24 protein-coding genes and 1 riboswitch are annotated in these 23,384 nt (G+C 75.1%); of the genes, 15 read left to right on the plus strand and 9 right to left on the minus strand.

The window, feature by feature from the left end:
- The first annotated feature begins 89 nt into the window (after positions 1–89).
- The 5 genes from GA0070214_RS26115 (at position 90) to fabF (ending at position 4,911) form a co-directional block, all read left to right on the plus strand.
- A complete protein-coding gene (locus tag GA0070214_RS26115; protein ID WP_091269154.1) occupies positions 90–1,355 on the plus strand; it encodes a PucR family transcriptional regulator in 1,266 nt (421 codons plus the stop codon).
- Positions 1,356–1,433: 78 nt separating this feature from the next.
- On the plus strand, positions 1,434–2,354 hold the full coding sequence (locus GA0070214_RS26120) for an ACP S-malonyltransferase (protein WP_091269155.1): 921 nt from the start codon (positions 1,434–1,436) through the stop codon (positions 2,352–2,354).
- 58 nt (positions 2,355–2,412) lie between these two features.
- On the plus strand, positions 2,413–3,357 hold the full coding sequence (locus tag GA0070214_RS26125; RefSeq protein ID WP_091269156.1) for a beta-ketoacyl-ACP synthase III: 945 nt from the start codon (positions 2,413–2,415) through the stop codon (positions 3,355–3,357).
- A gap of 85 nt (positions 3,358–3,442) precedes the next feature.
- Positions 3,443–3,682, plus strand: coding sequence for an acyl carrier protein (locus GA0070214_RS26130; RefSeq protein WP_007072348.1), 240 nt, complete (start codon positions 3,443–3,445; stop codon positions 3,680–3,682).
- A 2-nt stretch (positions 3,683–3,684) separates the two neighbouring features.
- Positions 3,685–4,911, plus strand: coding sequence for a beta-ketoacyl-ACP synthase II (fabF, locus tag GA0070214_RS26135; RefSeq protein WP_091269157.1), 1,227 nt, complete (start codon positions 3,685–3,687; stop codon positions 4,909–4,911).
- Between the two features lie 60 nt (positions 4,912–4,971).
- Here the strand turns inward: fabF and GA0070214_RS26140 are convergent, their stop codons facing one another.
- Positions 4,972–5,193 (minus strand): hypothetical protein, encoded by a 222-nt coding sequence (locus GA0070214_RS26140; protein WP_091269158.1) that lies wholly within the window; start codon positions 5,191–5,193, stop codon positions 4,972–4,974.
- Between the two features lie 118 nt (positions 5,194–5,311).
- Here GA0070214_RS26140 and GA0070214_RS26145 point away from each other — a divergent pair, with 118 nt between their 5' ends.
- Positions 5,312–6,028, plus strand: a complete 717-nt coding sequence (locus GA0070214_RS26145) for a class I SAM-dependent methyltransferase (RefSeq protein WP_091269159.1) — start codon at positions 5,312–5,314, stop codon at positions 6,026–6,028.
- Between the two features lie 178 nt (positions 6,029–6,206).
- Here the strand turns inward: GA0070214_RS26145 and GA0070214_RS26150 are convergent, their stop codons facing one another.
- The 4 genes from GA0070214_RS26150 to GA0070214_RS26165 all read right to left on the minus strand — a co-directional run bounded on the left by GA0070214_RS26150 (position 6,207) and on the right by GA0070214_RS26165 (position 11,799).
- A complete protein-coding gene (locus tag GA0070214_RS26150; protein ID WP_091269160.1) occupies positions 6,207–8,483 on the minus strand; it encodes a DUF2298 domain-containing protein in 2,277 nt (758 codons plus the stop codon).
- Positions 8,480–9,457 (minus strand): glycosyltransferase family 2 protein, encoded by a 978-nt coding sequence (locus GA0070214_RS26155; protein WP_279615672.1) that lies wholly within the window; start codon positions 9,455–9,457, stop codon positions 8,480–8,482. The genes GA0070214_RS26150 and GA0070214_RS26155 overlap by 4 nt, the downstream gene beginning before the upstream one ends.
- Positions 9,458–9,551: 94 nt before the next feature.
- Complete coding sequence (locus tag GA0070214_RS26160; RefSeq protein WP_091269161.1) at positions 9,552–11,282, minus strand: glycoside hydrolase family 3 protein; 1,731 nt, start codon at positions 11,280–11,282, stop codon at positions 9,552–9,554.
- Positions 11,283–11,307: 25 nt separating this feature from the next.
- On the minus strand, positions 11,308–11,799 hold the full coding sequence (locus GA0070214_RS26165) for a DUF3145 domain-containing protein (RefSeq protein WP_091269162.1): 492 nt from the start codon (positions 11,797–11,799) through the stop codon (positions 11,308–11,310).
- 330 nt (positions 11,800–12,129) lie between these two features.
- Here GA0070214_RS26165 and GA0070214_RS26170 point away from each other — a divergent pair, with 330 nt between their 5' ends.
- On the plus strand, positions 12,130–12,459 hold the full coding sequence (locus GA0070214_RS26170) for a hypothetical protein (RefSeq protein WP_091269163.1): 330 nt from the start codon (positions 12,130–12,132) through the stop codon (positions 12,457–12,459).
- A gap of 64 nt (positions 12,460–12,523) precedes the next feature.
- Here GA0070214_RS26170 and GA0070214_RS26175 read toward each other — a convergent pair whose 3' ends face one another.
- A complete protein-coding gene (locus GA0070214_RS26175; RefSeq protein ID WP_091269164.1) occupies positions 12,524–13,135 on the minus strand; it encodes a carbonic anhydrase in 612 nt (203 codons plus the stop codon).
- A gap of 151 nt (positions 13,136–13,286) precedes the next feature.
- Between GA0070214_RS26175 and GA0070214_RS26180 the strand changes: the two genes are divergently transcribed.
- The 5 genes from GA0070214_RS26180 (at position 13,287) to GA0070214_RS26200 (ending at position 19,411) form a co-directional block, all read left to right on the plus strand.
- Positions 13,287–14,228, plus strand: a complete 942-nt coding sequence (locus GA0070214_RS26180) for an alpha/beta fold hydrolase (protein ID WP_091269165.1) — start codon at positions 13,287–13,289, stop codon at positions 14,226–14,228.
- 109 nt (positions 14,229–14,337) lie between these two features.
- Positions 14,338–16,452, plus strand: a complete 2,115-nt coding sequence (locus tag GA0070214_RS26185) for a HelD family protein (RefSeq protein ID WP_091269166.1) — start codon at positions 14,338–14,340, stop codon at positions 16,450–16,452.
- Between the two features lie 91 nt (positions 16,453–16,543).
- Positions 16,544–17,458, plus strand: a complete 915-nt coding sequence (locus GA0070214_RS26190; protein WP_091269274.1) for a cation diffusion facilitator family transporter — start codon at positions 16,544–16,546, stop codon at positions 17,456–17,458.
- Between the two features lie 143 nt (positions 17,459–17,601).
- Positions 17,602–17,732, plus strand: a riboswitch (cyclic di-AMP (ydaO/yuaA leader).
- Between the two features lie 5 nt (positions 17,733–17,737).
- Positions 17,738–18,805, plus strand: coding sequence for a coiled-coil domain-containing protein (locus GA0070214_RS26195; protein WP_091269167.1), 1,068 nt, complete (start codon positions 17,738–17,740; stop codon positions 18,803–18,805).
- A 96-nt stretch (positions 18,806–18,901) separates the two neighbouring features.
- Complete coding sequence (locus tag GA0070214_RS26200) at positions 18,902–19,411, plus strand: hypothetical protein (protein ID WP_091269168.1); 510 nt, start codon at positions 18,902–18,904, stop codon at positions 19,409–19,411.
- A 1-nt stretch (position 19,412) separates the two neighbouring features.
- Here the strand turns inward: GA0070214_RS26200 and GA0070214_RS26205 are convergent, their stop codons facing one another.
- Positions 19,413–19,865 carry an SRPBCC family protein gene (locus GA0070214_RS26205; RefSeq protein ID WP_091269169.1) on the minus strand — a complete coding sequence of 151 codons (453 nt, stop codon included), beginning with the start codon at positions 19,863–19,865 and terminating at the stop codon, positions 19,413–19,415.
- Positions 19,866–19,982: 117 nt separating this feature from the next.
- Entirely contained in the window at positions 19,983–20,342 is a 360-nt protein-coding gene (locus GA0070214_RS26210; RefSeq protein ID WP_091269170.1) for an STAS domain-containing protein, read from the minus strand.
- Between the two features lie 424 nt (positions 20,343–20,766).
- Here GA0070214_RS26210 and GA0070214_RS26215 point away from each other — a divergent pair, with 424 nt between their 5' ends.
- A complete protein-coding gene (locus tag GA0070214_RS26215; protein ID WP_091269171.1) occupies positions 20,767–21,171 on the plus strand; it encodes a hypothetical protein in 405 nt (134 codons plus the stop codon).
- Between the two features lie 54 nt (positions 21,172–21,225).
- Here GA0070214_RS26215 and GA0070214_RS26220 read toward each other — a convergent pair whose 3' ends face one another.
- A complete protein-coding gene (locus GA0070214_RS26220; RefSeq protein ID WP_091269172.1) occupies positions 21,226–21,864 on the minus strand; it encodes a maleylpyruvate isomerase N-terminal domain-containing protein in 639 nt (212 codons plus the stop codon).
- Between the two features lie 183 nt (positions 21,865–22,047).
- Here GA0070214_RS26220 and GA0070214_RS26225 point away from each other — a divergent pair, with 183 nt between their 5' ends.
- Both GA0070214_RS26225 and GA0070214_RS26230 read left to right on the plus strand, forming a co-directional pair.
- Positions 22,048–22,725 carry a BON domain-containing protein gene (locus GA0070214_RS26225; protein ID WP_091269173.1) on the plus strand — a complete coding sequence of 226 codons (678 nt, stop codon included), beginning with the start codon at positions 22,048–22,050 and terminating at the stop codon, positions 22,723–22,725.
- Between the two features lie 103 nt (positions 22,726–22,828).
- Positions 22,829–23,380, plus strand: a complete 552-nt coding sequence (locus GA0070214_RS26230; protein WP_091269174.1) for a DsbA family protein — start codon at positions 22,829–22,831, stop codon at positions 23,378–23,380.
- The last annotated feature ends 4 nt before the right edge of the window (positions 23,381–23,384 follow it).

Genomic DNA, 23,384 nt, shown 5'->3' on the forward strand with positions numbered 1-23,384 from the left:
CCGCTGGTCAGGGCGTGTCAGGCTGGTGCCGTGAGCGCGAGGAGTGAGCCGGGGTTGCGAGCCCCGCAGTCGCGAGCCAAGGGCACGCCGTGAGCGAACCGGGCGGGACCGAGCTGTCGGCGACGCTGCGCCGGATCGAGCGGGCGGCGGGCGCCCTGTCGACCGCCAGCGTGGCGCGGATGGACGAGACGCTGCCCTGGTTCCGGGAGCTGCCGGCCGACCAGCGCTCCTGGGTCATGCTGGTCGCCCAGGCCGGCGTCCGGTCGCTGGTGCAGTGGCTGCACCAGGGCGGTGGCGCGACCGACAGCACGCAGGAGGTGTCGGACGAGGTCTTCGCCGCCGCGCCGCAGGCCCTGGCCCGCTCGATCACCCTCCAGCAGACCGTGGCGCTCATCAAGGTCACCATCGAGGTGGTCGAGGAGCAGGTGTCGCACCTGGCCGTGAAGGGCGAGGAGCAGCTCCTGCGGGAGGCCGTGCTGCGCTTCTCCCGGGAGATCGCCTTCGCCGCCGCCCGGGTCTACGCCCGCGCCGCCGAGACCCGGGGCTCCTGGGACGCGCGGTTGCAGGCGTTGCTCGTGGACGCGCTGCTGCGCGGCGACTCGCCCGACGTGCTGGCCAGCCGGGCGGCGGCGCTGGGCTGGTCGGACGCGCCGCCGGTCGCGGTGGCGGTGGGCCGCTCCCCGGGTGGTGAGGTGGCCGCCGTGCTGCACACCGTCTACCGGCAGGCCCGCCGGATCGGGGTCGAGGTGATCGGCGGCGTGCACGGTGACCGGCTGGTCATCGTGCTGGGCGGGGCGGCCGACCCGGTGGCGGCCACCGAGAAGCTGCTCACCGCCTTCGGTGCGGGCCCCGTGGTGGTCGGACCGGCCGTGCCCAGCCTGGACGAGGCGACCGACTCGGCGCGCGCCGCGCTGGCCGGCTTCCGGGCCGCGCCGGCCTGGCCGACCGCGCCCCGCCCGGTCTCCGCCGCCGACCTGCTGCCCGAGCGGGCCCTCGCCGGCGACGCCGAGGCCCGCCGCCGGCTGCGCCACGACGTGTACGCCCCCCTGGCCCGCGCCGGCGGCGAGCTCCTGGAGACGCTGGACGCCTTCTTCGCCGCCGGCGGCACGCTGGAGAGCGCGGCCCGAGCGCTCTTCGTCCACCCGAACACGGTGCGGTACCGGCTCAAGCGCGTCGCCGAGGTGGCCGGCTTCTCGCCGCTCACGCCGCGCGACGCGTTCACCCTGCAGGTGGCCCTGACGGTCGGCCGGCTCGACCCGGTGGTCCCGGGTGTCGCACCGGTCCCGAGTCAGACATTGGGCTCAGCAGCCGGCAAATCACCACAGACAGGTGATGATCGGCGCCGATCTTTGTAGGTATCCTCCAAACCTTCTAGTGCGGTTTCGTGCCGTGCGTTACAGCGCGACCCGCGAGTATCCGTCACAGTCGTAGACGTGCTCGCCGTACTCTCACCCGGACAGGGTTCGCAGAAGCCCGGTTTCCTGACGCCCTGGCTCGACCTGCCCGACGCGACGGCGCGCCTGCGCTCGTGGTCGGAGCTGGCCGGGGTCGACCTGCTCCACCTGGGCACCGAGGCGGACGCGGACGAGATCAAGGACACCGCCCGCACCCAGCCCCTGCTCGTCGCCGCCGCGCTGCTCGCCGCCGAGCACCTGCCGATGCAGGATATCGGGCTGGTCGCCGGCCACAGCGTCGGCGAGCTGGGCGCCGCGGCCCTGGCCGGGGTCCTGACCGCCGAGGCGGCCGTCACCCTCGCCGGCGCCCGTGGCCGGGAGATGGCCGCCGCGTGCGCGTTGGAGCCGACCGGGATGGCCGCCGTGCTCGGCGGTGACCCGGACGAGGTGCTCGCCGCCCTGGAGTCGCACGGGCTGCACCCGGCCAACCGCAACGGCGCCGGCCAGATCGTCGCCGCCGGCGCGGTGGCCGGGCTGGAGAAGCTCGCCGCCGAGCCGCCGGCCCGGACCCGGGTCATCATGCTCAAGGTGGCCGGCGCCTTCCACACGCCGTACATGGCCCCGGCCGAGGCCGCGCTGGCCGGGGCGGCCGCCGGCATCACCCCCGCCGATCCGGCCCGGACCCTGCTCTCCAACCTCGACGGCACCCCTGTCGAGGACGGCCCGGAGCTGGTGCGGCGGCTGGTCCGCCAGGTCACCGCCCCGGTCCGGTGGGACCTCTGCATGCGCACGATGGCCGACCTCGGCGTCACCGGCGTCATCGAGCTGCCGCCGGCCGGCACCCTGGCGGGTCTGGTCAAGCGGGAGCTCAAGGGCCCGGGCGCGCCCGAGATCGTCACCCTGAACACCCCCGACGACCTGCCCGCCGCGCGGGACCTGATCGCCCGGCACAGCGCGTGAGCACGAAGAACGAGCCGATCCTGCGGGTCCCGCAGTCGCGAACGGAAGGTAATCACTGATGCCCGGCAGCCGGATCGTCGCGATGGGGCACTACCAGCCCTCCCGCGTGGTCACCAACGACGACCTCGCCCAGATGGTCGACACCAACGACGAGTGGATCCGGGACCGGGTCGGCATCGTCACCCGGCGGATCGCCGGCGACGAGACGGTGGCCGACATGGCCACCGCCGCCGCCGGCAAGGCGCTGGCCAACTCGGGCCTCACCGCCGCCGACATCGACCTCGTCGTGGTGGCCACCTGCACCTCGGTGGACCGCAGCCCGAACGTGGCCTGCCGGGTCGCGGCCAAGCTGGGCATCAGCGCGCCGGGCGCGTACGACATCAACACCGCCTGCTCCGGCTTCGCGTACGCGCTGGGCACGGTCGACCACGCCATCCGGGCCGGCGCCGCGCGCAACGCCATCGTCATCGGCGCCGAGAAGCTCTCCGACTTCACCGACTGGACCGACCGCTCGACCTGCATCATCTTCGGCGACGGCGCCGGTGCGGCCGTGGTCACCGCGACCGCCGAGGGCGAGCCGGCCGGGGTGGGCCCCGTGGTGTGGGGCTCGGTGCCGGAGAAGAGCGACGCGGTCCGGATCGAGGGCTGGCGGCCGTACATCGCGCAGGAGGGGCAGGCGGTCTTCCGCTGGGCCACCACGGCGCTGGCCCCGCTCGCGCTCGAGGCGTGCGAGAAGGCCGGGGTGGCCCCGTCGGAGCTGGCCGCGTTCGTGCCGCACCAGGCCAACGCCCGGATCATCGACGGGATCGCCAAGCGGCTCGACATCCCGAACGCGATCATCGCCAAGGACATCGTCGAGTCCGGCAACACGTCGGCGGCGAGCGTGCCGCTGGCCCTGTCGAAGATGGTCGAGCGGCGCGAGGTGCCCTCCGGCGCCCCGGTGCTGCTGTTCGGCTTCGGCGGCGGCCTGACCTACGCCGGTCAGGTCGTCCGCTGCCCCTGAAGACCCCCTCGGGCGTGAGCGCCGAGGTGCGACGACCGGCGTCGCCGGCCGTCGAGTGAACCCCCGATGAGAGGAACCAACCGCAATGACCCGTGACGAGATCACCGCCGGCCTCGCCGAGATCCTCGAAGAGGTTGCCGGGGTGAACCCGGACGACGTGGCCGAGGGGAAGTCCTTCACCGACGACCTCGACGTCGACTCGCTCTCCATGGTGGAGGTCGTGGTGGCGGCCGAGGAGAAGTTCGGCGTCAAGATCCCGGACAACGAGGTGCAGAACCTCAAGACCGTCGGTGACGCCGTCAGCTACATCGAGGCGCAGTCCTGATCATGACTCGCCCCGACGTCGTCGTCACCGGGCTCGGCGCGACGACCCCGCTCGGCGGGGACGTCGCGTCGACCTGGGACGCCATGCTCGCCGGCCGCTCCGGGGTGAGTGCGCTCACCCAGGAGTGGGCCGAGCAACTGCCCGTGCGGATCGCCGCGCAGCTCGCCGTCGACCCGTCGACGGTGCTGGACCGGGTCAAGCTGCGTCGGCTGGACCGGTCCGAGGCGATCGCCATCGTGGCGGCGCAGCAGGCCTGGGCGGACGCCGGCCTCGCCGATTCCGGGCTCGACCCGGAGCGGCTGGCGGTCAGCGTCGGCTCCGGCATCGGCGGCGCCACCACCCTGCTCGCCCAGGACGACATCCTGGAGGCGTCCGGCCCGCGGCGGGTCTCCCCGCACACGGTGCCGATGCTGATGCCGAACGGCCCGGCCGCCTGGGTCGGTCTGGAACTCGGCGCCAAGGCCGGGGTGCACTCGGTGGCCAGCGCCTGCGCGACCGGCGCGGAGGCGATCGCGCTGGGGCTGGACATCATCCGCTCCGGCCGGGCCGACGTGGTGGTGGCCGGTGGCACCGAGGCGGTCATCCACCCGCTGCCGATCGCCGGCTTCGCCTCGATGCGGGCCATGTCGACCCGCAACGACGAGCCGGAGAAGGCGTCCCGCCCGTGGGACAAGGGCCGCGACGGCTTCGTCCTCGGTGAGGGCGCGGGCGTGGTGGTCCTGGAGCGCGCCGACCACGCCGCCGCCCGCGGCGCCCGGGTCTACGCGCGCCTCGCCGGTGCCGGCATCACCTCGGACGCGTACGACATCGTGCAGCCGCACGCCGAGGGCGAAGGCGCCATCCGGGCCATCGCCAAGGCGGTCGCGGACGCGGACATCGCGAAGACGGACATCCGGCACGTCAACGCGCACGCCACCTCGACCCCGGTCGGCGACATGCTGGAGATCGGCGCGCTGCGCACGGCGGTGGGCGACCACCCGCTGCTGACGGCCACCAAGTCGATGACCGGGCACCTGCTCGGCGCGGCCGGCGCGCTGGAGTCGATCGCCACCATCCTGGCCATCCGGGACGGCGTCGTGCCGCCGACGATCAACCTGGACGACCCGGACGACGGGCTCACCCTGGAGGTGGCCGCGCACAAGGCGCGTCACCTGGAGATCCCCGCGGCGCTGAACAACGCGTTCGGCTTCGGCGGGCACAACGTGGCCCTGGTCTTCACCCGGGCCTGAGCACCACGTACCCCGAATCCGGGCCCGCGTCCCCAGCAGGACGCGGGCCCGGACCGCGTCTCAGCCCCGGTTGCGGGGATGCTGCCGGGCGGTCCGTTCGTTGCCCCGCCGGTAGTTGCCGGTCCACCGGGCCATCACCAGTTGCGGGTCGTCGCCGACCTCGGCGAGGAACTGCGCGGCGCGCCCGCCGCGCAGCGTGCCGGCGACCCGGCCGTGGTGGGTGATCACCACGGTGCCGTCCGCCCGCTCGTCGTAGCGGAAACCCTGCGCGCGCTCGCCCATGGGCGCCCACCCTGCCAGCGCCCGCGCCGGGCCGCACCCGGATTTCCCGGCGCGCCCGGCTCGAGGCCGCCGGGGTCGTTAGGGTGAGGGCCGCCGAGCCGTCGAGGAGCACCCACCCGTGGAAGCGACCGAGATCCGCAAGCTCGCCGCGCTGGAGGACACCCACTGGTGGTACCGGGAGCGGCGCGCCCTGCTGGGCCGGGCGCTGCGCCGGCTGGCCGCGGCCGGCACCCGCCCGGGACGGGCGCTGGACATCGGCGCGGCCGGCGGCGGGAACACCCGGATGCTGCGGGCGCACGGCTGGCGGCCCCTCGCCCTCGAATACAGCGCCGAGGGCGCCGGGGTGGCCCGCGAGCGGGGCCTTCACGTGGTCCGGGCCGACGCGCGGCACCTGCCGGTTCCCTCGGCCGGCCTGGACCTGGTGGTCGCGTTCGACATCCTGGAGCACTTCGACGAGGACCACCTCGCGGCCGCCGAGATCCGGCGGGCGCTGCGCCCCGGCGGGACGGCCCTCATCGCGGTGCCGGCCGACATGCGGCTCTGGTCGGCACACGACGTGGCGGTCGGGCACGTCCGCCGCTACGACCGCGCCGGACTGCGGGCGGTGGTGGAGAAGGCCGGCCTGGTGGTCGACGAGCTCTGGAGCTGGAACGTGCTGCTCCGCCCCGTCGCGGCCTGGCGGCGGCGCCGCTCGACCGGCTCGGATCTGGACGCGCCGCACCCGCTGGTCAACCTGGGGCTGCGCACGGTCGTCACGGCCGAGCGCCACCTGCCGGTCCGGGCGCTGCCCGGGGTATCGCTGATGCTGCGCGCCCACCGCCCCTCCAGCGGCTGAGCCGCAACGGACGGCCAACCACTCTGCGTGACCGAGCTTCCCCAGCCTCAGGATCACGCTGTGCGAGCGTCGTCGGTTGCCGATCTTCGTCCCATTTGTCCTGCCAAGATTCCCGACCAGGCACTCTTCTACGTCGCCGGCTGCGGCGACGAGCAGCCCCGGGCCACCGGGAGCGCCCTCAGCGCAGCCGGTAGACGGCCGTCCGCGAGTTCTCGAAGCGCAGGTCGGCCAGCGTCCGCAGGGCCGGTGCCTCGGCACCGACCTGCCGGTCCACCACCAGCCAGCGCACCCCGTACCGATCGCGCAGGGCGGCCAGGCCGGTGGCCGTGGGGGCCGTGAAGGCCTCGTCGTTGGCGCGCTGCCGGTCGGCGTCCCAGAACGGCGCGTAGGGGCCGTCCGGCCGGCCGACCATCCGCGGCGCGAACGCCCACCCCTCGACCAGCACGGACCGCTCGGCGTAGCCGCTGAGCCAGAACGAGCGGGCGTCGCACCACCCGTCCACCACCTCCCGGCAGTGCGCGTTGGTGGCGAGCACGTCGCCGGGGGCGCTGTGCGCATGGACCCAGCGGGCCGCCTCGACGCGGGAGGCGGGCATGGCCACCACCGGGTACGCGCCGCCGTTGCGGTAGACCCGGGTCGCAGCGGCGTCCAGCACCAGCCCCGGCGCCCCGGCGGCCAGCACGGCGGTGAGCAGCACGAGCCCGCCCCGGCCGGCCAGCCCCGGCCACCGCCCCACCAGCGCCGGCCAGCAGAGGAACACCAGCACCGCCGGCACGGCCAGCACGGCGGCCCAGCGCAGCAGCGGCAGCACCGGGGCGTACGCGGGGACGGCCGGCGAGCTGGTCGCCGAGTCGAGCTGCACCGCGGTGAGCAGCACGGCGAACCCCGCGGTGCCGGCGCCCAGCAGCCACCGGCCCCGGCTGGTGAGGGCGGCCCGCTCGGCCACCTCCACCCAGCCCCAGGCGGACAGCAGCACCCCGAACGCAAAGCCGGTGCGGGTGAAGTACTGGTTGCTGCTGCCGGGATGGCCGACCAGCAGGTAGATCGCCGGGCCGGCGAGCGCGCCGCCGAGCAGAAAGACCTGCACCGGCTCCAGCCGCCCGCGGTGCAGCCGGAGCAGGGCCGCCGCACCGGCCACCCGGAGCTGGAGGTTGAGCAGGAACGCCAGGCCGACCAGCACCCACCACAGCGCGGTCACCCCGGCCGGCCGGCCGGTCGGCACGTAGGGGCGCAGCCCGGAAAGGGGGTCCAGGACCACGCCGTGGCTCTCGAAGGCGAACAGCACCGCGGTGGCGAACCCCTGCGCGGCCAGTGCCAGGCCGGCCGCGACCAGCACCCTCCGGGGCAGCCGGCGGCGGGACACCAGGGTCACCGCGGCGGTGACGGCGAGCGCGGCCAGCACCACCGGCAGCGAACTGGCCTTCGCGCCGGTCGACGCGGCCAGGAGGACGGCCGCCAGCACCCAGGCGCCGCGGCCCAGCGCGGGCACGGAGACCCCGCGGGCCCGGCCGACGAGCTCACCGAGCGCGGCGACCAGCGGCAGCAGCAGCACCCAGCTGTACGTCATCGACGGGCTGCCCCAGACGATGAAGGTGGCCTGGCTGCCGAACAGTTGACGCCAGCCGCTCTCGAAGCCGAACTCGCCCACGGTGAACAGCAGCGCGGCGGCCACCACCCCGGCGTACGGGCGGCCGCTGATCCGCCAGCCGACCACGGCCACCAGCACGGCGGCGAGCGCGCAGAGCGCGGGCACGGCGAGCCGGAACAGCACCGTGGGCAGGTCCACCCCGCTGACCAGGCTGGTGGCGGCCAGGTGGGCGAAGCCGAACCAGTGGTAGTGCAGCGGCTCCCCGGCGACCTGCGGCACCTCGGGCGGCACCTGGTGGGTGGCCGCACCGGCGATCGAGAGCTGGAAGGCCAGGTCGATGTACTGGGCCTGCCCCTCGTCGGTGGGCAGCACCGGGTTGACGGCGAGGAACGAGCCGTACAGGTAGAGGGTGAAGCCGGCCACGACCCCGGCCAGCGACCAGGCCCACCCCGCCGGCGCCACGGTCGGGTACCGGACCCGCCAGTGCCGGCGCAGCCCGGGCACGGCGGCGAACGGCGCCACCACGGCGAGCGGCCAGAGCCGCAGCCAGCCGGGCAGCCCCGCCGCCGTGAACCCGGCCCATGCCACGAGCTCCAGCACCAGGCCGACGGCCGCGCCCATGGCCAGGTCCTCGACCAGCGTGTGCGGGCGGCGGCGCAGCGCGCGGAACACCAGCGTGCCGGGAAGCAGCACGGCCAGCGCGGCGTACGCCGTCCAGCGGGCGATCGCGCCGGCCGGGGTGCCGGCGGCGAGCAGCACGGCGGCCACGGCGGCGTACCCGGCGACGGCCGGGGCGAAGCGCAGGGCGGCCGGACGGCGGCGCGGGTCGACGGCCGCCGGGGCGGCGCCGGTGGCGACGGCGGTCACCGCAGGCTGTCGGCCAGCTCGGCGGGATCCGGGCGGGCGGCGGCGCTGTCTGCGGCCACCAGGTACGCGGGCCGGCCCTGCACGGCCGTGTAGATCCGGGCCACGTACTCGCCGAGCAGGCCGAGGCAGAGCAGCTGCACCGCGCCGAGGAAGAGGATCGCCACGTAGAGCGAGGGCCAGCCGCTGACCGTGCCGCCGGCGAACCACGCCAGCACGGCCACCACCACGAGCACCCCGCAGACGGCCACCCCGACCAGGCCCAGCCAGGTGGCCACCCGCAGCGGGGCGGCGGAGAAGCTGGTGACGCTCTCGGCGGCCAGCCCGGCCATCCGGGACAGCGGGTACTTCGTCCGGCCGGCGGCGCGTTCCTGCCGCTCGTAGGTCACCTCGGCGCTGGGGAAGCCGAGCCAGGGCACCACCAGCCGGAGCACCGGGCTGCGTTCGGGCAGCTCCCGCAGCGCCTCCACGGCGGCCCGGCTGAGCAGCCGGAAGTCGCCGGCCTGGGCGGGGACCTGCTCACCGACCACCCGCCGGACCAGGCGGTAGTAGCCCGCCGCGCTCCACCGCTTGAACCGGGTGTCCCGGCTGCGGTCGGCGCGGACGGCGTAGACCACGTCGAGGTGGTCGGCGCGGGCGCGGCGGAGCAGCTCGACGATCACCTCGGGCGGGTCCTGGAGGTCGGCGTCGATACTGACCACGTACGCGCCCCGTGCGCGGAGCAGGCCGGCGTGCAGGGCGGCCTGGTGCCCGCTGTTGCGGCGCAGCCGGAGCACCCGCAGCTCGGGCCAGCCGACCCGCAGCGCGGCCAACGCCGCCGGGGTGGCGTCGGTGCTGCCGTCGTCGACGGCCACCACCTCGTACGCCTCACCGAGCCCGTCCAGCACGCCGCGCAGCCGGACGGCGAGCAGCGGGAGGACGGCCTCCTCGTTGAACATCGGCACCACCACGGACAGGGCCGGCTGCGGCGCGGTCACGGCACTCGACCCCCCGGACTCCCTGGCGGCGGACGGGGCCGACGCTACCAGTCGGGCAGGTCGGGGCCGGGTCGGTCGCCCGGCATCGCCCCGGTCAGGTGCCGCAGGTGGTGGCGGGCAGGCCGGACACCTTCACCGGGGAGCGGCCGGTCGGGCGGGCCTTGCCGGCGAGCACCGCGGCCAGCGCGGTCATCGACGCCCGGGTGGACGAGTAGGTGGCCAGCAGGGTCGGCGACTTCGCCCCGGCCAGCACGTACGGGGTGTCCATGGCCACCGTCACGGTCGCGTCGGCGCGCAGGTCCTTGCTGCCGTCGCCGTACCCGACGAGGTGCACCACGGTGCCGCCGCTCGGCACCACCTTCACCCCGGCGGCGGTGAGCGCGTCGGCCAGCGCCGCACGGGTGCGGTCCCGGCCCGCGGAGGCGGTGACGGTGACCGGGCCGGCCACCGCGCTGCCGCACCGGCCACGGAGGATGGTCACCGCGGCGGCGGCCAGGTCGGCGGCGGCCTTGCGGTGCGCGGTGCTGTCCAGCGTCGACAGGGCCGGCGCCGGCCGGTCGGCGAGCTTGAACTTCATGGTCAGCACCCGGGTGACCGCCTCGACCAGCCGGGTCCGGGGCAGCGAGCCGTCCTTGAGCGCGGCGCGCAGCCCGTCGTACGCCTGGCCCACGTTCGGGGTCATGAGGATGAGGTCGTTGCCGGCGTTCAACGCGCGGACCGCGGCCTCCCCCGGCGACCACCGCTTCGCCGGCGCCATGTTCATCCCGTCGGTGATCACCACGCCCTGGAAGCCGAGCTGGCCGCGGAGCACGTCGGTGAGGAGCTTGCGGGAGAAGGTGGCCGGGGTGCCCGGGTCGACCGCCTTGACGTCCAGGTGGGCGGACATCACGGCCATGGCGCCGGCGTCGATCCCGGCGTGGAACGGCGGGAACGCGGTGCGGTCCAGCACGGCGCGGGACTGCCCCACCACCGGCAGGTCGGTGTGCGAGTCGGCGGCGGTGAGGCCGTGCCCGGGGAAGTGCTTGACGGCGGCACCGACCCCCTCGGCCTGGAGGCCGCGGACCGCGCCGGCCACCTGGGCCGAGGCGGTCGCCGGGTCGGCGCCGAAGGAGCGGGAGCCGATCACCGTGCTGCGGGTGGCCAGCACGTCGGCGACCGGCGCGAAGTCCAGGTTGACGCCCATGGCGGCCAGCTCGGCGCCGGCGGCCCGCCAGGCGGCCTCGGTGAGCGCCGGGTTGCCGGCGGCACCAGCGGCGAGCGGGCTGGGCAGCAGGGTCACCCCGTCGGTGATCCGGGTGACCACCCCGTACTCCTGGTCGGTGCCGACCAGGAAGGGGGCGGGGCCGGCGGGCAGCCGGCCGGCGGCCGCGCGCAGGCCGTCGGTCAGGGCGCGGACCTGCTTCGGGTTGTCGACGTTGGTGGTGGCCTGGTTGCCCGAGGTGGGGTCGTCGGCGCTGAAGCCGACCAGGATGAGGCCGCCGAGGCGGTACTTCGCCACCATCTCCGCGGGGGTGTCGACCCCGGCCAGGGCCCGGTTGCCGGCCGCCGAGCCGGGCGAGACCTTCGTGGCCGAGCTGCCGTACGCGTAGGGCATCAGCACCTGGCCGACGAGATCCTCGTCGGAGAGCGTCGCCACCAGGGCGGCCGCCCGGGCGGCCGGGTCGGCGCCGGTCGGGGTGGGGGCGGCCGACGACGGGGCCGGCGCCGGGCTCGACGGGGCGGGTCGGGGCCGTTCGGGCTCACCCGAGCACCCGGAGACGAGCAGCGCGGTCAGTGCGGCGAGCGCGACGCAGGTGCGACGCGGGGAAATCGACACGCGCCCCACCGTATCGGGGCAACTTGACCTTCCGTCAGCCCACCCGGGTGAGCAGCGTCACCGGCGCGCCGTCCCCGGCGTAGCGGTAGGGCTCCAGTTCGGCGTCCCAGGCGGTGCCAAGGGCCTTATCGAGGGCGTGCGCGAGCGCCTCCGGGGCCCGGGCGGAGGCCATGATGCTGCGCAGCCGGTCCTCGCCGAGCTGAATGTCACCGGCCGCGCCCACGGTGGCCCGGAACAGGCCGCGCCCCGGGACGTACATGAACCGCTCGCCGTCGACCCCGGGGCTGGGCTCCTCGGTCACCTCGAAACGGATCATGGGCCACTGCCGGAGGGCAGCAGCCAGTTCGGCGCCCGTCCCCGGGCTGCCGGTCCACCCGCACTCGGCGCGCCGCGCCGACGGATCGACGGGCTGGGCCGTCCAGTGCAGGTTGACCGGCGCGGCGAGGACGCGCGCGATCGCCCACTCGACGTGCGAGCACACGGCGAGCGGGGTCGAGTGGACGTATACGACGCCACGCGTTGGCACGGTGACCTCCCGGTGAGCCGAGGTGCGTCTTCCCCTACGACCTCGTCCACGCGAGTGGCCTCTGGAACACATGATGACCTGTGTGACGGATGGTGCGCCACCGAATCGGAAAATTCGCCGGTGCCGAGGGCCGGGAAATACCCGAGCGGCTGACCTGGTTGTGCTCCCTGACGGCGCGACGACCAGCCAGGCGTCGGGGTCGTGTACAGTTCTCTGGGCGGTTCTGTGCCGCCGCACGTCTTCGCGGGCTGACGCTCACCCCGGGCGTCAAACCGCACATCAGCCCCCGGACGGTTTCCGTCCTCCCGTACGTCTGCAAGGAGTACCTCCGTGGCGAGCAACACCTCTAAGACCGCGCGCGCGTCAGTCCGGGCCGGCCAGGCTGGCCAGGGTGGCGCCCTCAGCGTGCTGGGCGAGTTCAAGTACCTGATTCCGCTCAACGGCGGCAAGCACGCCTACGTGCGCAACCTGACCAACGGCAAGACCGCGCACCTGCGCACCGACTCCGAGGCCTTCGTCGAGGAGATCCGCGTGCTGGCCGCCGCCGGCCACGCCGCCAAGGTCCGCGCCGAGATCAACACTCTCGCCGCCACCCACCCGGACCACGGCTGGGACAAGACCGAGAAGCGTCTCGTCGAGGCCGGCGTCTTCGAGGGCTGAGCGCCCTCACCCGCGACACCACGAACCGCCCGCCGGGGTCACCCCGGCGGGCGGTTCTGTCTTCTCACTCCTCGGGGAGCAGCGCCACCTCGCCGGTGGCCAGGTCGTAGAGGGCGCCGACGACGGCCACCTGCCCGGCCGCCACCGGGCCGGCCAGCAGGTCGTCGGCGCGCAGGGCGGCCACCGTGCGCCGCACGTGCCGCCGGACGGCCAGGGGGTGGGCGGCCGGGTCGTCCACGCCGACCTCGTGGACCGCCGGCGCGATCCGGTCCACCACGTAACCCAGCGCGCCGCCGGGTCGCCGCCCGGTACGCAGCGCGTCGACCGCCGAGCCCACCGCGCCGCAGCGCTCGTGCCCGAGCACCATCACGAGCCGCACGCCGAGCTGCCCCACCACGTACTCGATCGAGCCGCAGACCGCCCGGTCGAGCACGTGCGCGCCGGTGCGGATCACGCAGATCGAGCCGAACGTCTGGTCGAAGATCGCCTCCAGCGGCACCCGCGAGTCGATGCACCCCAGCACCACGGCGTACGGCTGCTGGTCGCCGGAGGCCACCGCGGCGGCGGCGGTGACGTCGTGGCCGTGCACCGGCTGCCCGCTGACGAAGCGCCGGTTGCCGGCGAGCAGCTCGGCCAGGGCGGCCCGGGGCGTCCGGGCGGCGGGGGTGGGCGGCATGCCCTCCAGCCTGGTCACCGATCCGACGCCGCGAGGCGGGGTTGGGAATCTTCTCACCACCCCGGTTGCCGTGCTGTCATGACGGGTACGCCGGTGTTACCGCCGGGTCACTCCGGTGTGACGAACACCGGCCGGCCCGGGGAGGTGGCACATGCCGGAGCACCTGGAGGTGCGGCTTCCCGACGGCGTACGCCTGCACGTGACCGCGACCGGGCCGGTCGACGCCGAGGTCACCGCCGTCCTGCTGCACGGCTGGACGCTGGACGGGCGCAGCTGGCACCACCAGCTCGCGGCCCTGCACGACCGCTTCGGCGACCGGGTCCGGGTGCTCACCTACGACGCCCGGGGGCACGGCCGGTCGAGCTGCATGGCGCTGCGCACCGCCACCCTGGCCCAGCTCGGCGACGACCTGGCCGCCGTGGTCGACCAGCTCGTCCCGTCCGGTCCGATCGTCCTCGTCGGGCACTCGATGGGCGGAATGACCGTGATGGAGTACGCCCACCGCCACCCCGACCGGTTCGCCGGCCGGGTCGCCGGCCTGGTCTTCGTCTCGACCACCGCCGAGGGGCACACGCACACCGTCTATGGGCTCTCCCCGCGGATCGCGCGGCTGATCCGGCTCGCCGAGACCACCGGCGCCGGGGTGCTGGCCCGCTGCGGCGCCTGGCGCCCGCCGCACGCGCTGCTGCGGGCGCTCCGCCCGAGCATCCGCTGGATGCTCTTCGGCGACCGCTGCGACCCCGCCGACATCCGGCTGGTCACCTCGGCGGTGGCGCGCGCCTCGCTGCGCTCGATCGGCGGGTTCCGCGCCTCGATCGGGGCCCAGCACCGGCTGGACACCCTCGCGGCGCTCGGCCGGCTGCCGGCCGCCGCCCTGGTCGGCGACCGGGACAGGCTCACCCCGCCGCCGTGCGCCGAGTCGATCGCCGCGGCGCTGCCCACCACCGAGCTGACCGTCTGCCCGGGCGCCGGCCACATGCTGATGATGGAACGCCCCGACGAGGTGAGCACCGCCGTGGCCGGGGTGCTGCACCAGGTGCTCGCCGGGACGGACGCGGACGCGTCCGGGCCGCGGGTGGGAACGCCCGGATAACGGGCAACCGGCACGGGCGGGCGACGGGCAGCGGCATGGCCCCGACAGGGGCCGGGTGGGCGGCCCGTACCCTCATTCAGCCCGCCGTCTGACCACAGGAGCCCCCGCGTTGAGCGACCAGACCACCCTGGAACGGGAGATCGCCGTCGAACAACGGCATCTCGACCGGGTGTACGCCCGCCTGGCCGAACTGCGCCGGTCGGCCGCCGATGCCGAACGGGAGGGCTACCGGCTGGCCCGGGTCGGCAACTTCGGCGCGCTGGTCGAGCGGGACGCCATGGTCTTCCACGCCGCGCAGCGCCGGCACGTGCTGGACGCCGAGCACGAGGGGCTGGTCTTCGGCCGGCTGGACCTGCGGACCGGGCAGGTGCTGCACGTGGGGCGGCTCGGGGTGCGCGGCGAGAACGCCGAGACCCTGGTGGTGGACTGGCGGGCGCCGGCCGCGGCGGCGTTCTACCAGGCGACCCCGGCCGAGCCGCAGGGCGTGGTGCGGCGGCGCACGATCCAGTCGTCGGCGGAGAAGGTCACCCGGATCGAGGACGACCTGCTGGACCCGGAGTCCGCGCCGCCCGAGATGGCGGTGGTCGGCGACGGGGCGCTGCTGGCCACCCTGTCCCGGGCCACCGGCCACGGCATGCGGGACATCGTCGCCACCATCCAGCGGGAGCAGGACGAGGCGATCCGCTCCCCCGGCAACGGGGTCACGATCGTCTCCGGCGGCCCGGGCACCGGCAAGACGGCGGTGGCCCTGCACCGGGCCGCGTACCTGCTCTATTCCGACCGCGCCCGGTACGCCGGGGGCGGCATCCTGGTGGTCGGCCCGTCGAGCGTGTTCGTCCAGTACATCGCCTCGGTGCTCCCCTCGCTCGGCGAGGAGACGGCCACCCTGCACTCGCTCGGCTCGCTCTTTCCGGGCGTGTCGGCCACCCGGACCGACCCGCCCGAGGTGGCGGCCGTGAAGGGGTCGCTGCGGATGCGCCGGGTGCTGGAGCGGGCGGTCCGCGACGCGGTGCCCGACTCGCCCACCGAGCTGCGCCTGCTCTACCGGGGTGAGCTGCTGCGGCTGGAGCGGGCCGAGCTGGACGCGATCCGGGACCGGACGCTGTCCCGGGGAGCCCGCCGCAACGAGGTGCGCCGTGCCGCCTTCGACGCGGTCCTCGCCGCGCTCTGGGCGCAGGCCCGGACGCTGCGGATCGGGCGGCTGCCGGAGCAGCCCGCGTTCGAGGACGAGATCATCGAGCGGCCGGAGTTCCGGGAGTTCCTCAAGGCGTGGTGGCCGCGGCTGCACCCGCGCCACGTGCTGGGCTGGCTGGCCCGCCCGGAACGGCTGCGCCGGTACGCCGGAGGCATCCTCTCCGGAGCCGAGATCCGGCTGCTGACCGGCGCCTGGCGGAGCCTGGACGGCGAGGGGCTGACCATCGCCGACGTGGCGCTGCTGGACGAACTGGACGCGCTGCTGGGCCAGCCGGTGCGGCGGGCGAAGCCGAAGCGGGACCCGTTCCAGCTGGCCGGCGGTGTCCGCGAGCTGAGCACGGCCGCCGACCGGCAGCGGGCCGCCCGGGCCGCCGCCCGGGAGCGCCCGGAGGACTACCGCGACTACGCCCACGTGGTGGTCGACGAGTCGCAGGACGTCTCGCCGATGCAGTGGCGGATGATCGGCCGGCGTGGCCGGCTGGCCTCCTGGACCGTGGTGGGCGACCCGGCGCAGACCGCCTGGACCGGCGACCCGCAGGAGCTGGCGCGGGCCCGGGACCAGGCGCTGGGCCGGCGCCGACGCTACCGGTACGAGCTGACCACCAACTACCGCAACTCGGCGGAGATCTTCGCGGTGGCGGCCGCGGAGATCCACCGCGTGCACCCGGATCTCGCGCTGCCCACCGCGGTCCGGTCCACCGGGGTGGCACCGGTCGAGCGCACCGTGCCCGTCACCGACCTGCCCGCCGCCACGGCGGCGGCGGCCCGCGCGCTGCTGGCGGAGGTCGAGGGCACGGTGGGCGTGATCACGCCGGTGCCGCGCCGGGACGAGGTGGCCGGGTGGCTGGGCGACCTGGGCGCCCGGCTCCAGGTGGTGACCAGCCTCCAGGCCAAGGGCATGGAGTACGACGGGGTCGTGCTGGTCGCACCGAGCGAGATCCGGGCCGATCCGGGGTCGGGCGTGCGCACCCTCTACGTGGCGCTGTCCCGGGCCACCCAGCGGCTCACCACGCTCGACCCGGTCGGCTGACGGCGGCTCCCCGTCCCGGGCTTTCACTTGCACACATAGCGATGTGAGCATAGATTGAGCCGGCCGGGGTGGTGGACGGGAGGGTGTGGGCGTGGGCGCAGGTCATGACCACAGCGGCGCCGTGACCAACGCGGCGCAGCGGCACCGGGGCCGGCTCTGGGGCGCGTTCGCACTGCTCACCGCCCTCATGGTGGTCGAGGCGGTGGCCGCGTTCGCGACCGGCTCGCTGGCCCTGCTCTCCGACGCCGGGCACATGTTCACCGACGTCCTCGGCATCGGCATGGCGCTCGCCGCGATCACCGCCACCCGGCACGCCGACACCGACCCCCAGCGCACCTTCGGGCTCTACCGGCTCGAGGTGCTGGCCGCACTGGCCAACGCGGTGCTGCTCGGCGCCGTGGCGATCTACGTCCTGGTCGAGGCGGTACGCCGGTTCGGCGAGCCGCCGGAGGTCCTCGCCGGTCCGATGCTCGCCGTGGCGGTGCTCGGCCTGCTCGCCAACATCGCCGCGTTCGCGCTGCTGCGCGCCGGCGCCGAGGAGAGCATCAACCTGCGCGGGGCGTACCTGGAAGTACTGGGCGACCTGCTCGGCTCGCTCGGCGTCATCGGGGCCGCCGTGGTCATCGCGCTCACCGACTGGTGGTGGGCCGACCCGCTGGTCGCCGTGGCCATCGGGCTGTTCATCCTGCCGCGCACCTGGCGGCTCGGCCGCGCCGCGGTCCGGATCCTCGTGCAGGCCGCCCCCGAGCACCTCCAGGTGACCGCGGTGCACGACCGGCTGGCCGCGGTGCCCGGCGTCGCCGAGGTGCACGACCTGCACGTCTGGACGCTCACCTCGGGCATGGAGGTGGCCTCGGCCCACCTGACCATGGCCCCGGGCGCCGAGGTCGGCGAGGTGCTGACCGCCGCCCGGACCGCCCTGCACGAGGACTTCTCGATCGATCACGCCACGTTGCAGATCGAACCCGGAGCGTCTCCGGGAGCCTGCGGCGCGGTCGAGTGGTAATTAGGGCAATCTTAAATCCAAGTGGCTATTGTGCCCTTATGCCGGTTTTGACCGGAGCACCGGCTCCCACCTGCGGAGCCGGCCCGGCACAGCGCCGGTAGGCTCGACCGCGGCCTCCGCCGGGCGGCGCTCACCGGCGCCCGCGGTGGCCAGCGCCTAATCGCCCGCACGGGCGAGCCGGGGAACCACGTTCGTGGGGTGCATCCGCGTCAGCGGTAGGGATCTTCCGTCCCGAACCCGTCAGCTAACCCGGTCGGCGGTTGACGGAAGGACACGTGAATGCCCCCAGTGGCACCTGTACGACGGACGGCCGCCCGGTTGGCGGCCCTGCTCGTCGCGACGCTCGCCCTCGGCGTCGTGACCGCGCCGGCCGCCCCCGCCTCGGCGGCTTCCCGGACCGGCCTGCTCGCCGCCGCCCCCGGCGACGACGAGGGCGGCACCCCGGCGCTGCGCGCCCAGCTCGACGCGGCCAGCAAGGGCTGGCTGGAGGCCCGCGCCGCGTTGAACCGCTCGGTGACCCGGCAGCAGCAGCTCACCGCCCAGCTCAAGACGATCAACGCCGAGTTGACCGTCCGCGACGCGAAGGTCGGCGAGATCGCCGGGGTGGCCTACCGGGCCGGACGGCTGGGCACCGCCGCGGCGCTGCTCGGCAGCAGCAGCCCGGAGGGCTTCATGGACCGCGCGGCGGCGCTGGAACAGGTGGCCGCGCACGAGGACCGGGTGCTGCGCGACCTCATCGAGACCCGGGACGACGCCACCCGCACGCAGACGGCGCTCACCGGCGAGATCCAGGAGCAGCGCAAGCAGGTCGCGGCGATGGCCAAGCGCAAGCAGCAGGCCGAACGCGCCCTGGAGGTGGCGAACAACCGGGCGTCCAGCAGCGGCGGCGGCAGCGTGCAGGGCACCTCGTCGGCGAACGCCAAGCCGGCGCCCCGCAACGCCGACGGCTCCTGGCCGCCCGAGTCGTGCAGCGTCAACGACCCGACGCCGGCCGACGGCTGCATCACCCCGCGGACCCTGCACGCGCTCCAGCAGGCCAAGGCGGCCGGCTTCACCCGCTACGTCTCCTGTCACCGGCCCAGCGGCTCGGGCGAGCACCCGAAGGGACGGGCCTGCGACTTCGCGGCGCAGAAGGACGGCTTCGGCGGCGTGGCCAGCGGTGGCGACAAGACGTACGGCAACAACCTGGCGGCCTACTTCATCCGCAACGCCGACGCGCTCGCCGTGCTCTACGTGATCTGGTTCAAGCAGATCTGGCTGCCCAGCAGCGGCTGGAAGGCGTACAGCGGGGGCAACGGCGACCCGTCCAGCGACCACACCAACCACGTGCACCTGTCGGTGTACTGATCGCGCCGGCGGCACCCGGCCTACGCCCCACGACGTACGCCGGGTGTCGCCGCGCGGCCCACGACGCGGCGCACCCGGCGGCCGACCATCGAGGGCATGACTCGTCTCTCCCCGGCCGGGCGCAAGGCCCTGCTCACCCTGCACCTGGTCACCTCGCTGGGGTGGCTCGGCGTCGATCTGGTGCTGCTGGCCCTCGGCGTAGCCGGGTTGCGCGGGGCCGACCCCGAGGTGGTCTATCCGGCGGCCGCGCTGCTGGTCACCTGGCTGTTCGCCCCGCTGAGCGTGCTCGTCTGGCTGGTCGGGCTGGCCAGCGCGCTGCTCACCCCGTGGGGGCTGCTGCGCTGGCGCTGGGTGCTGGTGAAGTTCGCCGTCACCACCGTGGTGGTCACGCTGGTGCTGCTCCTGCTCACCCCCACGGTCCGGCACCTCGGTGAGCTGGCCGGGGCGGCCGACACCCACCTGCGCGTCGACCTGGTGGTCGCGCCGACCGTCTCCAGCACGCTGCTGCTCGTCGTCACGGTGCTGTCCACCTACAAGCCGTGGGGCCGGCTCCGGCCGGCGCGCCCGGCGGCCCGGCGACCGGTGGCCGCGGGGCGGCGCGGCTGAGTCAGGCCGCCCGGCCCTCCAGGGTGGCGCCGAGCCGGCTGGCCAGGCCGAGGTGGGCCGCCCGGGCCTGCCGGAAGGCGTAGCCGAACAGCGGCGCCGGCGCCGAGAGGGTGATCTCCACGTCGATGCGCACCACCCCGTCGGGCTCGTCGCGCAGCCGGGTGTGGTTACGCACCGTGGTGGCCGGCTGCTGCCGGGCCACGGTCACGACCTCGTCCTCGTTGGCGATCAGCACGTCCGCCTGGTAGGTGACCGGGAAGTGCAGCGGGCCGAGCTCCAGCCGGTCGGTGATCGCGTAGCTCGCCAGCGCGCCCGGGCGGGGCGGCAGTTGGCGGACCCGGACGATCAGCGGATGCAGCTCGCCCTGCCGGCTCAGGTCGCCGAGCAGGGCCACCGCGTGCGCCCGCGTGCACCGGGCCTGCACGGTGTAGCTGAAGCTGTCGCTGCTGAGCAAGCGGCACCCCTTCGCCGTCGTGGGTCGGCACGATCGTCCCGTACCGGAGCCAGGCTCGCAACGGGTCGAAAGTCCCAGGCCGCACGGCAGGTCGGCGAGCGGTGAGGGGTGGGCGCGTCAGGCGCCGGGGAGCACCTCGGGGGCGGCGTCGGCGAACCAGGGCTCGGGCGCGCCGAACAGGCCCAGCAGGCCGGTCACCCAGAGCTGGCGGTGCACGAACCGGCTCGGCTCGGTGACGACCAGCTTGACGCCGCTGACCTCGCAGGTCTGGAAGCCGGCGACCATGGCGCTGATGCCGACGGAGTCGATGAAGGTGACGAGCCGCATGTTCAGCTCGATCCGGGAGGGGCGGCCCTTCGCGAGCACCTCGGCGATCGCTTCCCGCACCTCGTACGCGGTGTCGACGTCGATCTCCCCTCGCGGGGCGATCTGGACCACACCACCCGGCAGCACCGACTTCACGATCGACAGGCTCACGCGAGCACCTCCACTCGCCCGTACGGGCGCCTCATCAGTACGCGGGCCGCGACCGAGAGTATTCCTCCGACGGCCTCGGTCGCCACCCCTCGGGATGAGCAATTCGCGCACTGGGCACACCTGGGCATCCCAATCCGGACCTTCGGGCTCCTATTTTTCCCCGCGGCGCGGGTCCCCACCGGTCGACCGGCCGGGGCGGCCCGGCCGATCCGCCGACCCAGGGTAGCGGGCCGGCGCACCCCCGGGTGGCACCCGGCCCCCGGCGCGTTCGGGTGGTTCGTCCGGCCCTGCGCCGGCTGCGCGGACACGATGGTTTGCGTCAGGTCCGGGTGGGGCACTGCCCAGGTGAGCGAACCGTCACGCGCCGGATGACACCGGAGTCCGGACCGGCCGCCGGACTTCGGCACCCCGAGGAGGTAACACGATGTTCGGATCCACCCTGCTGGACCGCCGCAGCAAGCCCGAGCGGGTCACCGACCAGGCATGGCAGCACCTGCTCTCCGCCGTCGGCTCGGCCGGCGACAGCGTCCGGGACGCCGCCCGGTCGGCCCGCCGCAACTCCTCCGGTCTCGCCGACGACGCCACCGACCTGGTCGGCTCCGCCGCCGAGGAGGCCCGCCGCCGGGCCAGCCTCGCCTTCGACGCGCTCGCCGGCCGCCGGCCGGCGCTGCCCTGGACGCTGCTGATCGCCGCGGCGCTGGCCGGGGCCGCGATCGGCTGGGCCGCGGGCACCGCCGCCCGGGCCGCCGGCAGCCGCGAGCGGGACGTCGACGAGATCGAGTTCGTCGACGTCGACCGCCCCAACTCCCCCGCGGGCCTGGACGGCTGAGCCCCACCCGCCGGACGGCGGCGCTCCCGGCCCCGGGAGCGCCGCCGTCCGGCGTCAGAACGCCGTGACGCTGGCCGGGGCCCGCTCCGCCCGGCTGAGCGCGCGCAGCACGGCGGGCTGCCCGTGCCGGCGTACGGCCAGCCGGGTGAGCAGGGCGAACACCGGGTCCAGCACCTCGGCCGGCAGCTCCGGGGTGGGCACGCCGACGCTGACCGCAAGGTCGTCGGAGTGCACGGCCAGCTCCATCAGCCGCGTGGTGAGGTAGTCGTCCAGGGCCAGCGACCACGGCCCCCGGGCCAGGTGCACCACCCGCCCCGCCGGCTCGGCCGGCAGCGCGGCGGCCAACCGGTCCACCGTGGGGTCGACCGCGGCGCGCAGCGCGTCGGGGCCGTCGGCGGCGACCCTCTCGCCGGAGCTGCGGATGCCCACGTTCACCTCGTCGTCCACCGCGGCGCCGATCCAGGTGCCCCGGGCGTAGTGGTCGAGCAGGCCGATCGGCTCGCCCGGCGGGACCGGCTCGGCGAGCACCGCGGGTACGGCGAGGACCTGGAAGGCCAGGTGGCCGGCGAGCCCACCGACCCGGAACTCGGCGAGCGCGCTCGGGGCGTCCCACCGCGCGGCCACGGCGGGGTCGGCGAGCAGCGCCGCGGCCGAGCGGGCGGCGGTCAGGTAGGCGGTCCGGATCGGGTGCATCGGCGTACCCCTCTCGTCGCGTTCTCGGGAGGCCGAGCGTACTGACCAAGATCGAGGACGGCGGTGGCCACCCGGATCGGGTGAGGGCGGGTCACCCGGTGCGGGCGCAGGATCGGGGTTGCGGGACTCCGTGCCGGTGGCGGAGCCCGGTGAACAGCGCGATCCGACCCGGAGGGAGCCACCATGGCCACCGCGACGACCACCCGCACCGACCAGGAGATCCAGACCGCCGTCCTCGACGAGCTGACCTGGGAGCCCCGGGTACGCCCCAACGAGATCGGGGTGACCGTCACCGAGGGGGTGGTGACGCTGGCCGGCTCGGTGGACAGCTACGCCAAGAAGTGGGCCGCCGAGCGGGCCGCGCACCGGGTGCCCCGGGTGCGGGCGGTCGCCAACGACCTGGCCGTCCGGATCGCGACCTCGGCCGAGAAGAGTGACCCGGAGATCGCCACCGCGGCCAGCCGCGCCCTGGAGTGGGACGCGTTCGTGCCCATCGAGGCGCTCAACGTGACCGTCGCCGACGGCTGGGTCACCCTGCACGGCGAGGTCGAGTGGGAGTACCAGCGCCGGGCCGCCGAACGCTCGATCGCCCGGCTCACCGGCGTACGCGGGGTGAGCAACGGCATCACGGTGCGGCCGAGCGCACGGCCGGACGGGCGCGACCTGGCCGAGCGCATCGTGGACGCGCTGGCCCGCAACGCCGCCACCGAGGCGGAGGGGATCAGCGTCCGCGTGCACGGCGACACGGTGCTGCTGGAGGGGTTGGTCCACTCGGCCGGCGAGCGCGCGGAGATCGAGCGGGTGGTGTGGAGCGCGCCCGGCATCCGGGAGGTGCAGAACCACGTGACCGTGGGCCGCTGAGGCGGACCACCCGGGCCGGGTGATCCCGGCTCACCCCGGCGCCGGCGAGGCTGGGAACCATGACTGATCCGAACGCCACGCCGGATCGGCGGGTGATGGCCCGATGACCACGCCACTGCAGGTCACCACCGCCCGGCTGCGGCTCCCCGTGACCGGGACGGACCACGCCCGCGGGCCGGCCGACGCGCCGGTCACCCTCGTCGAGTACGGGGACTTCCAGTGCCGGTTCTGCGGGGCCGCGTACACCAACCTGGCCGAGGTGCTGCGCCAGCGCGCCGACACGGTCCGGCTGGTCTACCGGCACTTCCCCATCGCCAACGTGCACCCGTACGCCGAGAGCGCCGCGGAGACCGCCGAGGCGGCCGGCCGGCGGGGCCGGTTCTGGGAGATGCACGACTGGCTCTACGAGCACCAGGACCAGCTTGACCCGGTGCACCTGTCACTCGGGGTGGAGCAGCTCGGGCTGCCGCCCGACGAGGTCGGCGCGGAGGTCGGGCGGCAGGCCCACGCCGACCGGGTCCGGCAGGACTTCGTCGGCGGCATCCGCAGCGGCGTCGACGCGACCCCGACGCTCTTCGTCAACGACATCCGGCACGACGGCGGTTACGACGTGGCCGAGCTGCTGGCCGCCGTGGACGGCGCCGCTGACGCCTGACACC

It is taken from the genome of Micromonospora chaiyaphumensis, assembly GCF_900091435.1.
Taxonomy (GTDB): Bacteria; Actinomycetota; Actinomycetes; order Mycobacteriales; family Micromonosporaceae; genus Micromonospora; species Micromonospora chaiyaphumensis.